Raw genomic sequence first — 14144 nt, 5'->3', positions numbered from 1 at the left:
CTGGTAAATCTTTTAAGTATTTAGGTTCCATTAGCTTTTTCGTTAGTTCTTCTGGATAAAAGGCTAACGGCTCTAGTTCACCATATTCCTCCGTATGCACGGTATCGAAGTGACTGATTAACACAACGGTTTCTGTTGCCGTGGGATGCTTATAGAAGGCTGTCACTGCATTTCTGCCAAGCCCTGCATCATGTAATTCAATCAAGTCTGGATGCTTTTCAAAGTATGGAAGCGTTAACAATTTATCTTTTAAGCGAAAGGCAAATTTATTTTCGCCCGCCGTTAATGTTCGGCTTTCCCAGCTCACAAGTTCACATAATAGGGCACGTAGTTTTTCAGGTGTATCCCACATAAAAGTATTCATAATTTTTGCTCCTTTTGATAGTAAAGTATTTTATTTTTCAAGATGATGTAAATAGATAATTAGAAGAGAAATACATATTTTTATCGTTATTTATTTTTCACTATATGAAATTTAATCTACATAGTGGAATATAAATTCATCGTAAATGCAAAACAACAAATTGTCAATTTGAATTTTTGTGAATACTCGTAATTTTCCACACTAATTGAGTGGAACTATGTATATATTTCATGTAGCATCTATTTATATGCATAAAAATTAGTTAAAATAAAATGAAACTATATTCAAAAGCGGGCTACATGTAAAAAATTGAAGGTACATAAAAATTTGATAATTTGCATGAATTTTAATTTCATAATGATCCTAGTTAAAGTTAACTGGATCTATAAAAACCTTAAGATAGTGATCATATGGGGAAATGAAAGGGAGTAATTGTAATGATTCAATCAATCGAAAGAGCTATGTTAGTTATAAATATATTGGCGAAGCATCCGAAGCGTTTTTTTACTGTGCAAGAAATTTTTAATGAAACAGACTTGCCTACTAGCACAATTTACAGATTATTATATACATTAGAAAGTTTTGATTTAGTAGAGAGAAATGAGAATAAAAAAGAATTTCGATTAGGGTATACATGGTTGCAACTTGGCATGAAAATGTATCATGAGACGGATATTAGAGAAAAAGCACATCCTCTATTAGAAAACCTTGCATATAATGTTCGCGAAACAATCTATTTAAGTATTGCGAAACAGTTTGCATCCATTATTATTGATCGAATTGATAGTCCTAAAAATGTCCGTATTATTGATATGATTGGTGAAAAAATCCCGTATCCTATAGGAGCTCCAAATAAAGTATTGCTTGCGTTTTCTAAAAGCGATGTACAGCAACAATTTTTCCAACAACTTGAGGAGCCTGAGAAAGAAAAATTGATAGAGAGCCTCAATGATGTAAGAGAAAAAGGCATTGCCATAAGCGTTGGAGAAAAAACAAAGGGGACAGTATCCATAGCAGCTCCTATATTTGATTCAAATAAACAAATAATTGCAGCCATTAGTGCAGAGTGCTTTGAATATGATACAGATGCTGAAAAATTAGAAAATATAACACAGGAAGTCATTAAAACGGCACAGCAACTATCCTATGAATTAGGATATATATAAAAATTATTTCCTTCGATAAAAAACCATCTAGTGTCAAAAAATAGTGGACATTAGATGGTTGATTTTTTATGAAAAGTGAGATAATACAGTTTTTTAATTACTGTTGCTTGCTACTCATGAACCTTTGATAATAGTGGCCTTTCGTAGGTTTTATATTTAGCCATAGTAGAATAATAGCTACAAATGCCATCATAAAGGATGCGCTAACGACAACTGATCGTATAGTTATCCATTCAGCAAAAATCCCAAAAATAGCAGTAAAAATAATAATAAAAAGGGCTTCAAAAAATCCATAAATACTTCCTATTCTACCCATGCTCTCAGAAGGAATATTATTTTGATAAAATGTATAAAATCCTGTATTCGCAAAGGCAGTAGCAAAGGATAATACAAAGCAACCTAAAGCAGCTATAAGAAAGGAAAAGGAGGATGTAAATATTAAATAGCCCAATGCTGTTACGAGAGACCCCATACCTATTAACCAAGAAGTTGGTATTTTTTCAACAATAACAGAGTTGGTTAGCGAGCCAATTAAAACACCTACCCCTGCGATACTGACTAAAATACCATATTCTCCTTCGGATAAAGCTAATATTTGTGTTGCAAAGGCAGCCTCCAAAGAATCAGTAGCTGTCATCAAGATGATGATAGCACTAAACAACAAATAGACAACCATCACATAGGAATTTTTTAAGCTAAAGCGTATGACCATCTGCCAATCCTGAAGCAATACGCGATAAAAGGATGTTTTTTCTGTACGGTTAACAAATTTTTTAAGGGCTTCAATATTTGGCATTTTGAACGTTATACAGGCTGATAGAAATAAAGCAATCGCGTTTAAATATATGGCCATATGGGGTGTTCCGACTGTGAATAAGAAACCTGCGATTGCTGGCCCAGTTAGAAATGCACCAGAGTCAAGTAAGCTGCGTAATGAATTAAAGCGTTTCCTTTGATCGATAGGAATTAACTTAGTGATATAAGTCATAGATGTCGGCTGATACATAGAGCTAGCTGCTGTAATGAGAAAAACAAGGACATACATCCACAAGAGGCTTGTAAAGCAGGGGAGTATGACAATGAGTATAGATTGAATCATATTTAGAATAATCATTAGCTTTTTCTTATTAAAACGATCGATTAGGCTCCCTGACCAAAAATTAGTGAACAAGGAAGAGATCGCTCTTACAATATACAATCCAGAGACAGCCAGAGCAGATTCTGTGAGGTTTAACACAATTAAATTTAAGGCGATAAAATAAATCCATTCGCCAACACTGGAAACACCAATACTACATAATAGAATGGCAGGATAGCGCCAGCTTTCTAAAGCTTTTCTCATATAAATTCCTCCTTAAGCAAAGTGACGATTTGCAAAATAAAAAACCCCACCCCCAAGACGATTAGTCTTAGGGACGAGGTTGTAGAATTTATATACTCACGTGGTGCCACCCTAGTTCACTATTATGTCACCATAATAGCCTTTTCAGTACGGCATAAAGCCTATGCTTATACTGTAACTCTATAACGGGAGTTCCCGTCGCACCATCATTCAAACAAAATCCAATGCGCTACTCCGAGGCTTGTTTCAATAATTCGTTCTTACTCGTTTTCAGCAATCCGAGCTCTCTTGGAAGAACAGCCTTATTTACTCTTCTCTTCAATGTATTTTCGCTAGTGTAACATATGTACATAATTCTGGTAAATAGTACTATAAAAATTTAACTAATTATTTTGTAGAAAGATTTTTAATTGTGTTATAAGCGACTGGCAAAGCTGTATGGATAAAACAGCATTCAAAGGATTTTCAAGTGAATGATTAAGGTCCTCCAAAACGGCAAGCTGAAGGGTAGCAAGTTGGGCTAGCTTCTCCTGTGAATAATGAGGGTCAGCTGTACCAATTGCCAAAAATGCATGCTTGTCTAATAGATTTATCATTGTATGTTGAAGAGAAAGTAATGGGGTGAAAAGTACATAACGAGCAGGGATAGAAGAGGTCTGCTGCATATAATAATCGACAATAGGCATAGTACCTAGAGATTTTCCTAGATAAACGACTTCTCTATAAGGCTTTGATTGCAAGCTGTTCTCTACAATCGGGTTGGCAACACGATAGACCATTTTTGATATGGCTTGGGAGTCCTGTTCGAATTGCTGTTGCTCAAATGTATAATTGATTTGGACGACATCATAGCCAAGTTCTAGCATTAATGCTGTAGAATAATAAAGTATAGGTTTATCATAGGTATAGCCCGTGCCAGAGAGCATAAAGCATATCTTATCGCTTTTTCTATCAAAAAAGTTGTAGGATATACCATTATACATGGCTTGCTTAGGTTTGATTTTCATGAATATTCCTCCATCATTTCTATATATAGTATATAATTTTACTATAGCAAGGAGGGAGAAATTTATGAAGGCTATTATTATCAATGAATTTGGTACATCTGATGTTTTAACATTTATTGATTGTCCAAAACCGATTATTTCTGAGGGAGAAGTCTTAATACGGACAACCTATACAAGCGTAAATTTCGCAGATCTTAAAAATCGCACAGGTAATAAAGCTAAAGCAAATTTTCCGATGGTTCTTGGTTTAGATGTTGCAGGGGTGATTGAAGAAGTTTTTAATGATAGCAGTGGTTTTCAAAAGGGTGACCAAGTTATCGCCTTCCCGAAAAACGGTGCTTATGCAGAATTTGTTGTAGCAAAGGAACAACTAGTTTTTAAAATTCCTAGTGGTTTACCAATCGAGAAGGTAGCAGCTGTACCGACTGTTTTATTTTTATCATATATGTTAACACATCAAATAGCAGCAATTGGTCAGCAGGATGCTGTCTTAATTCATGCTGCTTCTGGTGGGGTAGGGACAATGCTTGTCCAAATGGCAAAAAGGCTTGGAGCTAAACAGATTATAGGTACGGTAAGTAATTTAGAAAAAGCCCCAATCGTTTACCAGCTTGGTGCGGATCATGTACTTACATATGATCAATTTAGTACAAATGTCAATGAACTTACAATGGGTCGGGGTGTTGAAATTGTGTACGATTCCATTGCAGGAGCTATCACCGAGGAGAGTTTAAATTGCTTAGCGCCTTATGGCACTCTTGTCCAATTCGGGAATAGTGGAGGCAGAGCAGGAAATATAAAAACAGCAGATTTACACAGTAGCTGCCGTAATATAAAAGGATTTAGCTTAGGTACGACAAGAGCTTTGAAGCCAGAGCTGTTACAACATGTTGCACAAGATATTTTCTCTTTAGTAAAAGAAGAAAATTTTCAGGTGCCAATTGCTAAAGTATTTGCCTTAGAGGAAATGAAAAAGGCTCATGAATTTATGGAAAGTCGTCAGCACCAAGGAAAGATACTTATTAAAATATAAAAGCACAAAGAGGCTGGGACAAAAAGAAAAAATGTTAGACCAAGATATCATTGGTCTAACATTTTTTTGATTTAGGAAGGCATATTTAACTGCTTGAAGTGGAAAAGTTAATATTCATTTTTATTGTTTTTCAATATAATCGAGTTATGTCCCAGCATCTTTTTTGATTAACCATCTAGGTCAGTAAGTTTTTCATAAATACGTCTTTTACGATAAAGCATAATACCAGTTTCGGCTACATCCTGAATCATGCCTTTATTAGCATAGGCTCCAAAAACCATCCCTGCAATAGGGATCATTTGAAACAGCTTTTTCCAGCCTAGCTGATCACGATATGTGTAAAATACTTCCTGCCATCCTTGAAGCTGAGAAATCATGTTATCTGAAGCCTTTTTTGAGCTATTCATAGTAGAAAGCTCCTGTAAGATTGCTTCTTTACCAACAATATCAGCAGAGGTAAATTGTAGACATTTTACAATAAAAATACGTTCCATTTTATCGTTCGGATCATAGCCATGAATAATTGCTATTTCTTGCAAAGTTTTTAGTGCAGTCCCTAAAATCATTGGAATATCAATAGCTAAAGTAAAGATGCCACCAAAGCCAGTAGAGGCTCCTTGTACAGTAGCAAATTTCACACGTTCATTTTGTAATTTATCACTGAGGGAGATCATGTCCTCTAAAGGAATCTGACCAATATCAGATATAGTTATAATATGCTGTGTGGAAGAATGGTCACGAATTTTTTGTATCATGGCTTGTTCATTGATTAAATACTTTCCACCTGACTGAATATAATTGCCTAGTTCATCTACCAACAAGGCAATTTTATTTTGAAGAAAGGCAGGTGTCATTTTATCTAATAATTTAAATGGTATTCTACCTAATTTCTCCCAAAACCATAAATCTTTTTGATCTTTTTCCCACACCTGAATCTCTTGTAAATGCTGCTCTAATAATTCTCGATTCTCCATTATTGTCTTATCCCCTTATGTGTCCATTTAACTTTAAATACGTAAAAAACTATATAAAGTTTCGCTTTATTTAAATGAGATTTCGACAAACTAATGAATCACATGCTATTGCCAAACGGACGCAAGGAGTTCAATTCCTTCATTTATTTGCTGAAGTGTCAGTCCACCATACCCTATAATGATCATTGTTTCTTTTGTTCCATTCTGATAGGAGGTAGAGCATGGATAGACTTGAATCCCTACCTCTTGAGCAAGCTGGATCGCTCTACTCTCGGTAAGATGTTGTGGTAGTTTGATGACTATATGAAGTCCAGATTTTTCACCGATTACTTGAAATTCATTTGAAAAATTTGTAGAGATGGCAGTCAATAATGCTTGCAGCTTTTTACGATAGATTGTTCGCATTTTTGCCAAATGCTTATCGAATAGACCTTGTGCAAGAAAGTCTGCTAAGACAAGCTGATCTACTTTGGAGACAACCGATTTTTGCTCAGAATGAAAAGTCATAAACGGCACTACTAGAGACTTTGGAAGGATCATATAACTAATGCGTAATGATGGAAGCAATGTTTTCGAAAATGTTCCGAAATAAATGACACGCTGAAGCTGATCCATTTTTGCTAAAGACGGGATTGGTAGCCCCTTATAACGAAATTCAGAATCATAATCATCTTCAATAATAAGACCCGCGTTCGAGTTAGCCCATTGTAACAATGCCACTCTTCTTTCTATGGTCATAATCATGCCTAATGGAAATTGATGAGCTGGTGTTGTGTATAACATGTGAATCGGTGTTGAAGGGAGTGTAACCCCTGAATAGTCCACAGGAATCGCCTCTGTGGATAATCCACATTGCTGTAAAACGGCACGCACTCTTTTAAATCCTGGCTCCTCTAATCCAACGCGTGTCGCAGACCCAAGAAAATGACAAAGAGCCTGAAGCTGACTTTGTGTACCACTATAAATAAATACTTGTGAAGCATCACAACTAACCCCACGAGAACGCCCTACATAGCGGGCAATCTCTGTGCGTAAAGATGTCTCTCCCTCCCAAGGGCTTGTTGATAAGTTGTAACTATTAAAATGCTTTTTTATAAGCTTGTGCCAAGCAGCATAGGGAAAAGCCTCGTTGTCCACATGTCCATTTGTAAAATCAAATTGTATATTGTTAGGGATATTGATACTTGGAACAGATACATGCTGGGGTATTTGCTCTAGCCAATCAAATTCAAAGGGCGCAATAAAATAACCAGAACGCTCTTTACTATAAATATAGCCTTCTGCAAGTAACTGCTCATAGGCTTCCTTTATGGTGTGTACACTCACATTTAATGTTAGGGCGAGAGCTCGCTTAGAAGGCAGTTGTTCATGAGCAAGTAATTTTTTAGTGATAATAGCATGCTTTATTTGTTCATAGATTTCAATGTATTTCGCTAGATTGCCTGTAAATATAATGGAAAGCTCCACATAATTGCCTCCTCCTCTGGTATGGTTCATTTTTTAGTAATTGGTTATATATATCATATCAATTTTACCTTTAAATAAGTAAAAAGGAGTGAAGTGTAATGGAATTTATAACATTAGAAAATGAAGTGGTTAAACTAAAACCTTTAGAATTAAGCGATTTACCTGGGATTTTAGAGACAGGAAGTTATCCAGAAATTTGGTCACATATGTCCACAACGATAGAAAAAAAGGAGGATGTGAATAAATTTGTGGAAAACGCATTAAAGGCAAAAAACGAAAAAACAGAATTTCCATTTGTGATTGTGGATAAACAATCAGGGGACATTATCGGGTCTACACGTTTTATGGATATTGATGACAGGCATCAGCGATTAGAAATTGGCTATACATGGCTAACACCCGCATACTGGCGTACAGCTATTAATACTAATTGTAAGTACTTGCTATTTCGATTCTCTTTTGAACATCTTCATTTACAACGTGTACAAATAAAAACAGATCATGATAATATCCGTTCTCAAAAGGCAATTGAGCGAATTGGTGCTACAAAAGAGGGAATATTGCGTAACCATATGATTCGCAAGGATGGGACAACTAGGCATACTGTTATGTATAGCATCACAAAAGAAGAATGGCCACAGGTGAAAAAGCATTTAGAAAGGCTATTAGTTCAATTAGGATAGTTGTAGGTATAAAAAGGGATTTATATAATCCATAAAACCTTTTTTTCTTATAAAAAGTGTCAAAAAATAAAGGGGAGGGTAGAGTAGAGTACCGAAAAATTGAAAGAGGGTAATCTACTTGAAACCTAAATACACGTTAAGACAAATTTATGGTGATAATGCTGTGTATACACCAAGAACACCGTATAGTGATAATCCGTGGATGATGGATGATCCTCATAAGCTAGATGCTTTAACCTCAAGAGAAGTTGCTATTGCTGATATCCCCGTGCTAGTACATCGAGCAACACAAACAGAAAAGGCGCAAGAGCTTCATCAATTAGCAGGATTACCATGGGTCGAACAGCCTTATAGTTATGAGACTCAAGAGGAATATCTGGCACAGATCCAAACTTGGTGTAAGGAGGGGAAAACCATTGTATGTCAATATATACATGACCTGGAGCATATGGATCGTCAATGTTATTGGATGGATGCGGAGAAATTTAATGAGTTGAATACAAAAGCTTATATTGATCATTTAATTGATAGCAAATATGTACCAAGTCGTCTAAATGTGGAGACGTATAGACTTTCAGATGCCATTAAAAATTGGCAGCCCCCTGTAGTATTAAAGCCTGGTGATGATTCGCCAACTTCGGGAGGATATGGCGTTACCATTTGTCATAATAAAGATGAGTTGACGGAGGGTTTACGACAATTTCGCATGACTGGAACTGAAAGTATAATTATTGAAGAGCTTTTACAGACAAAGGACAACTATAGCTGTCAATTTGTTTACTCAGAGGAGCTAGGTATTCAATACTTAGGAGCTTCCCAGCAAATTACGGATGATAAAGGGATTTACGAAGGGAATATCATTGTAGATAAAGTACCCGAAAAAGTAATTGAAGTAGGAAAGCATATTATGGAACGTGGCGTTGAGGAAGGCTTTGTCGGTGTGGCAGGCTTTGATTTGATTGTCACGGAAGCTGGTGATGTTCAAGCGATAGACTTAAATTTCCGCCAAAATGGTTCAACCTCTATGCTGATGTTTCATGATGCTTTAGGAAAGCCCATCAATAAATTTAGCTCCTATTCATCACAAAGCCCACAACAGAATGATCACTTCTATCAAACAATTAAGAAATATATAGAGCAGGGGATGTTATTTCCTTTATCTTTCTATGATGGTGATTATTTCAAGGATTCCGTCCCTTCAAGATTTGTTGGTGTATGGTATGCAGATACGCTAGAAGAAATTGAAAATCGAGAGAAAGAATTATTATCTGAAGAAAAGAATGGTCTTTAATCGACCATTCTTTTTTTATAGAAAATTGCTGCTAAAAACCAAGAAATAAGAGACCAAGCTATAATCGTCACCATAGGAATGATCATATCTGTCATGGAGTACTTTCCTTCTAATGCTTCTGCTAAAAGTAATAATTGAGAGCTTGGTAGCCACTCTGCAATTTTTAGAAAAGGGTAGGTAGATGCTAAAGTCAGTGCAAGTGGACCGAAGGAGAAAATAAAGATAACAGGTAAAACGATAATTGAGCCTTCCATAATAGACTTGGCAAATAGTCCACATATTGTTCCAAGTGCAATATAAAATACAGTAGATAATAATAAGGCTATAGATAAGATAACAAGATTGGCAGGTGTGTACCCAACAAGAAAGATAGAAAGTGCGAGTACAACAACGGTCACGATGAGAACAAATAAACTTTTGCCAATTAGAATATCTCCAAGTGAAGCAGGGGAAAGCATAAGGCTGCGTAATGTATTCTTTTCTTTTTCCTCTGCGATTAAACAGCATTGTATATAAGTTGTTACCATAGAAAACGTTATATTAATGGGTAGGAAATAAGCATCGATAGTAGCTGCTCCTGATTTGTTGTATAAAAATGCCAAAATTAGTGGTAGAAGTATCATTGTTGATACGGCATAGTTACGAGAAAATTCTTTATAATCTTTCACTAATATAGCTTGAATGCGTGTCATTGAAATGTTCATACTAAATCACTCCCTGTTATTTGCATAAAAATATCACCCAATGTTGGCTCATTTGTATTAATTCTTGTCACTTCATTGGAATGCATCCATTGATACAGCTTCTCTGCATCTTGTGCACCATTTTGTATAATTTCTTGCATACCATTTTTGAGTTCAACCGTTATGGAATCAATACCAAATTCCTTTTTTAAGTCCTTTGGTGCACCTATTGCTCGGATTTTCCCCCTATGAAGGAATGCTACACGGTCACAAAGTATCTCTGCTTCGCTCATATCATGAGTAGTTAAAAATATCGTCGTACCCAAGTCATTTAATCTTCGTAAGCCATTATAAATATGCTGCGTATTCACAGGGTCCAAAGCAGAAGTAGGCTCATCTAAAAATAACAGTTCGGGCTTGTGCATAATGGCACGTGCAAGTGTAACACGTTGAATCATTCCTTTGGAAAGCTGACTGATCTTCTTTTTACGTTCTGCATATAAATTTACAAATTCTAAAGCTTCTTTTACAGCAGAATGAGATAGTTGATATAAATTACTATAAAGTAATAAATTCTCTTCAATAGATAGTCTTGTATACAAGCCGCTATTATCTGTTAAAATTCCAAAACGTTTACGGTTTTGACTTTGCTTCATTATAGATGCTGGTTGTCCAAATAACAGAACCTTGCCTTCCGATTTATCAGTTTGTGCTGTTAATATTTTAATAGTAGTTGTTTTACCAGAACCACTTGGCCCTAGAAAGCCGAATATTTCCCCTTTTTTAATGGTAAAAGAAACATCTTGTAATGCTGTTTCATTATTAAATGTTTTTTTTAAGTTTTGTACTTCAATCACTGCATTCATGTGTAAACCTCCTGTTTGTTGTTGATGTCTACACTATAAACAACAAGTAAAAGGGGTACAGTAAAAATTGGGTGAATGGCAGAAAAAAAAGCATGAGAAGAACAATATTGAAGGTGACAGGAGTCGTTTATTTCCTGGGAAATCTACTAAATTCCGAGTATTTCCTTTAAGGTTGCAAGTTTATTTTTCGACAATGGAACAACTGTCTTTTCTGTACTGTTGAGTGCTAAGCTATAGCTATTGCGTGTCCAAGTAATAATCTCTCGAACCTTTTGTAGATTAACAATATAAGAACGGTGACTTCTAAAAAAGCCGAATGGTGTCAATTTTTGCTCCAGCTCGTTTAGTGATAGAGTACATGGATAGGCTTCACCAGCTACATAAATGGACACTTCTCCTTCTACGCTTTCGATATAATCTATTTCTGGTGGATTAAATAAAATAATTTTATCATTTTTCTTTGTTGGGATTTTATCTAGTCGAATTGGTGCATTTTCAAGAGGCCTTGGAGCTTGTTCAAGGCTACCCTCTTTTACATCTAAAGCATGTAAGGCTGCCCCATCTAATCGATATATAGTGGTACTTGAAACCATTAAATCTTCGAGATTATTTGATAATAAAATAATAATTTTACGCTCTTTTGAGAGATTTTTTAATAATTGTTGGATAGTTTGCTTCGAAAATTCATCTATATTTTGAAAGGGTTCCTCTATAATTTGAATAGATGTCGGATGTAGGTACATATTCAATAGCTTTAATCGCTGTTTTTCGCTATTAGAAAGCTTACTAATTCTATTATTATTTTGTTCAGTAAGCTTAAAAAGCTTCAATATATTCTCTGTTTCATTAGCTGGGCGGTTAAAAAGCTTTAAAATGAATTGGATATATTCGCGAGCTGTTAGTCGCTCATATAATGCGCTTTCACGAAAAGAAGTATAAGTATCATCTCGTTTCATAAACCATTGCATTAATGTATGTATTTTGGAAACATCTGTATAGATGCCTATAATCATGCCAGATTGTAGAGAAAGATGGAAGCTTGGATAAATAACATTGCCTGCTTCAATATATGGATCAACCTGAATATCAATATTTTGTTCCATGTTCATTCCTCCTGAATTTTGCTAGTTTGTAAAAAGTATTTGATATCAGTGTGTGCTTGTGAGTGACTCATTTGACAATAATTTGCGTTAGAGGCATCCATAAAGCCATGTAAGCCTTGATATTGTTTGATCTGAACATTCGGTATGCTTGCAAGTGTATCCTTCAATGATTGAACATCAAAGCTATCTTCATGGCTAGGTAAAACAACCAAAGTTGGACAAGATGGAATGTGATCAAGGTATTGGCGGATCCGTGAGCCATACACACAAATGACACGGTATAGGGGGAGTGTAGTTAATCTCCAGGCTAAAGTTGCACCTACACTATATCCAATTAGTATTACCTCGTTGTAATTTTCACAAGCCTCCAATATTTTTTGTGAAAGCAACTCAAGAGGAGCATCAAAGCCAACTGTCTGTAAGAAAAAGTCATAGGCTTGTTTTTCCTGCTCATATGGAAAGGAAAGCCCTGCTGGATAAAGTGAAATAAGGGAAACGGCAGTGTCCTCATTGCCGTATACTTGTATTTGTTCTTCAATAAAATGATTAACTCCATAGATTTCATGTAATATAAAAATTTTTCTTTTCATTGTGCCCTCTAATATCTTTTTTCCAATAGTGTATCAAAAAGTAAGTAAAACGTATAATCTGCTTTTAGAATGAACAGTAAATGGTGACCACATCTGTTATTAATATCACGATTTGTTATAATTTTATTTGATAATGATTATCATTATCGTATAATGGAGTTAAGGAGGATTTTCCAAAGCAATATTTACATTTAGACATTTACGATTGAGCTGTCATGCAGTTTAGAGTTAGTCCAATTGTTGAGATAGTAATGACCAAATGAAAGGTGTGTTAGGAATTGTTAGAACAAGAATTGTATGATGTAACCATTATTGGTGGTGGGCCAGCGGGTTTATATTCAAGCTTTTATTGTGGTTTACGTGAAATGAAAACCAAGCTAATTGAATCACAACCACAGCTAGGCGGTAAAATTCATGTTTATCCAGAGAAAATGATTTGGGATGTTGGAGGTGTAACGCCTATTTCAGGGGGACAACTAATTAAACAATTAGTTGAGCAAGCCTTAACCTTTAATCCTTCTATTTATACAAATGAAAAAGTGCTGTCCATTACTAAAAATGAAGATGGCATTTTTGTCATTGCAGCAGAGTCAGGGAATATTCATTATTCCAAAACGGTTATCGTTGCTATTGGTGGTGGCATTCTAAATCCTCAAAAAATTGAAATTGAGGGGGCTGAACGCTTTGAAGTATCTAATTTAAATTACACAATTAAATCCTATGAAAAATTTAAAGATAAGGCAGTTATTATTTCTGGTGGTGGCAACACAGCGGTAGACTGGGCATTAGAATTAACGGAGGTGGCATCCAAGGTCTATTTAACTTATCGAAAAGATACATTGTCTGCACATGAGGCTCAAATTACAGAGCTTGCAAATAGTTTGATCGAATGCCATTTCAATTCTGAAATTACTAAGCTGATTGCAGATGATCAAGCAGGAATGATTAAAGCTATTGCTTTAACAAATCATGAAACAGGGACTGTAACAGAAATTCCTATTGATGAAGTTGTTATTAGTCATGGGTATGTGCGTGATAAAGAATTGTTAGATAATAGTCCATTAGCCATTGAGCGCAAAAATGATTATTTTATCGCTGGTACGATTAATAGTGAATCATCGATCCCAGGCCTTTATGCTGCTGGTGATATTTTGAGCCATGATGGTAAAATTCATTTAATTGCAGCAGCCTTTCATGATGCACTTCATGCAGTGAATAGTGCGAAGAAGTATATTCAACCTGATGCTTCTGAGGGAGGTATTGTTTCCTCACATAATGACATTTTCAAACAACGTAATCGTAAACTATTACAGGAAAGTTTAAAATAATCATTTTTAGGAGCACTAATATATTGTTGGTGTTCCTTTCTTTTTGTCTTGATGTATATATTTTAGAAGAAATACTTCTGATGGACTGTCAATATAAAAAAGTAAACATATCGCTGATTATGGAGTATATATAAGAAAATTATACAGAGAATATGATTGTCATGGATATCGCGAAACATTTTTATAAAGAACCTATTTATTTGAGAAAAAAATGAGTGTTCGTCAAATGCTTATCTCACGGATGTGA

Annotated in this window: 13 protein-coding genes, 1 pseudogene and 1 other annotated feature; of the genes and pseudogenes, 5 read left to right on the top strand and 9 right to left on the bottom strand. The window is 35.3% G+C overall.

The window, feature by feature from the left end:
- Positions 1 to 364: pseudogene (locus tag RCJ95_RS20715) on the bottom strand (amino acid degradation protein); the annotation flags it as partial.
- A 437-nt stretch (positions 365 to 801) separates the two neighbouring features.
- On the opposite strand from RCJ95_RS20715, the gene RCJ95_RS20710 reads away from it, so the two are divergent.
- Entirely contained in the window at positions 802 to 1530 is a 729-nt protein-coding gene (locus RCJ95_RS20710; RefSeq protein WP_257521018.1) for an IclR family transcriptional regulator, read from the top strand.
- Between the two features lie 97 nt (positions 1531 to 1627).
- Here RCJ95_RS20710 and RCJ95_RS20705 read toward each other — a convergent pair whose 3' ends face one another.
- Both RCJ95_RS20705 and RCJ95_RS20700 read right to left on the bottom strand, forming a co-directional pair.
- Complete coding sequence (locus RCJ95_RS20705; protein WP_446722714.1) at positions 1628 to 2872, bottom strand: MFS transporter; 1245 nt, start codon at positions 2870 to 2872, stop codon at positions 1628 to 1630.
- 66 nt (positions 2873 to 2938) lie between these two features.
- Positions 2939 to 3203, bottom strand: a binding site (T-box leader).
- Between the two features lie 52 nt (positions 3204 to 3255).
- Complete coding sequence (locus tag RCJ95_RS20700; RefSeq protein WP_221678997.1) at positions 3256 to 3879, bottom strand: hypothetical protein; 624 nt, start codon at positions 3877 to 3879, stop codon at positions 3256 to 3258.
- 64 nt (positions 3880 to 3943) lie between these two features.
- On the opposite strand from RCJ95_RS20700, the gene RCJ95_RS20695 reads away from it, so the two are divergent.
- Positions 3944 to 4912 carry a quinone oxidoreductase family protein gene (locus RCJ95_RS20695; RefSeq protein WP_221678998.1) on the top strand — a complete coding sequence of 323 codons (969 nt, stop codon included), beginning with the start codon at positions 3944 to 3946 and terminating at the stop codon, positions 4910 to 4912.
- Between the two features lie 167 nt (positions 4913 to 5079).
- Here RCJ95_RS20695 and RCJ95_RS20690 read toward each other — a convergent pair whose 3' ends face one another.
- Together RCJ95_RS20690 and pdxR are read right to left on the bottom strand one after the other, a co-directional pair.
- Complete coding sequence (locus tag RCJ95_RS20690) at positions 5080 to 5886, bottom strand: EcsC family protein (protein ID WP_257521019.1); 807 nt, start codon at positions 5884 to 5886, stop codon at positions 5080 to 5082.
- A gap of 105 nt (positions 5887 to 5991) precedes the next feature.
- Complete coding sequence (gene pdxR / locus RCJ95_RS20685) at positions 5992 to 7353, bottom strand: MocR-like pyridoxine biosynthesis transcription factor PdxR (RefSeq protein WP_257521020.1); 1362 nt, start codon at positions 7351 to 7353, stop codon at positions 5992 to 5994.
- A gap of 98 nt (positions 7354 to 7451) precedes the next feature.
- Here pdxR and RCJ95_RS20680 point away from each other — a divergent pair, with 98 nt between their 5' ends.
- Together RCJ95_RS20680 and ldmS are read left to right on the top strand one after the other, a co-directional pair.
- Entirely contained in the window at positions 7452 to 8036 is a 585-nt protein-coding gene (locus tag RCJ95_RS20680; RefSeq protein ID WP_257521021.1) for a GNAT family N-acetyltransferase, read from the top strand.
- A 118-nt stretch (positions 8037 to 8154) separates the two neighbouring features.
- Positions 8155 to 9327 (top strand): L-aspartate--L-methionine ligase LdmS, encoded by a 1173-nt coding sequence (gene ldmS / locus RCJ95_RS20675; RefSeq protein ID WP_257521022.1) that lies wholly within the window; start codon positions 8155 to 8157, stop codon positions 9325 to 9327.
- Here the strand turns inward: ldmS and RCJ95_RS20670 are convergent.
- From RCJ95_RS20670 to RCJ95_RS20655, 4 genes are all read right to left on the bottom strand, one after another.
- Positions 9324 to 10031: an ABC transporter permease gene (locus tag RCJ95_RS20670; RefSeq protein ID WP_221679004.1), complete on the bottom strand. Its 708-nt coding sequence runs from the start codon at positions 10029 to 10031 to the stop codon at positions 9324 to 9326. The genes ldmS and RCJ95_RS20670 overlap by 4 nt on opposite strands.
- Positions 10028 to 10876 carry an ATP-binding cassette domain-containing protein gene (locus RCJ95_RS20665; protein WP_446722713.1) on the bottom strand — a complete coding sequence of 283 codons (849 nt, stop codon included), beginning with the start codon at positions 10874 to 10876 and terminating at the stop codon, positions 10028 to 10030. Before RCJ95_RS20665 ends, RCJ95_RS20670 begins: the two co-directional genes overlap by 4 nt.
- Before the next feature lie 146 nt (positions 10877 to 11022).
- The gene (locus RCJ95_RS20660; protein ID WP_257521023.1) at positions 11023 to 11979 is read right to left on the bottom strand and encodes a LytTR family transcriptional regulator DNA-binding domain-containing protein; all 957 of its coding nucleotides are present in this window, start codon (positions 11977 to 11979) and stop codon (positions 11023 to 11025) included.
- Between the two features lie 2 nt (positions 11980 to 11981).
- The gene (locus RCJ95_RS20655) at positions 11982 to 12569 is read right to left on the bottom strand and encodes a dienelactone hydrolase family protein (RefSeq protein ID WP_221679010.1); all 588 of its coding nucleotides are present in this window, start codon (positions 12567 to 12569) and stop codon (positions 11982 to 11984) included.
- A 278-nt stretch (positions 12570 to 12847) separates the two neighbouring features.
- Between RCJ95_RS20655 and RCJ95_RS20650 the strand changes: the two genes are divergently transcribed.
- Positions 12848 to 13897 (top strand): NAD(P)/FAD-dependent oxidoreductase, encoded by a 1050-nt coding sequence (locus RCJ95_RS20650; protein ID WP_221679013.1) that lies wholly within the window; start codon positions 12848 to 12850, stop codon positions 13895 to 13897.
- Positions 13898 to 14144: the final 247 nt, after the last annotated feature.

The sequence above is a fragment of the Lysinibacillus sp. BSL11 genome (assembly GCF_052928325.1).
The sequence above is the reverse complement of the archived record's forward strand: the minus strand, read 5'-3'. Positions and strand labels throughout refer to the sequence as shown.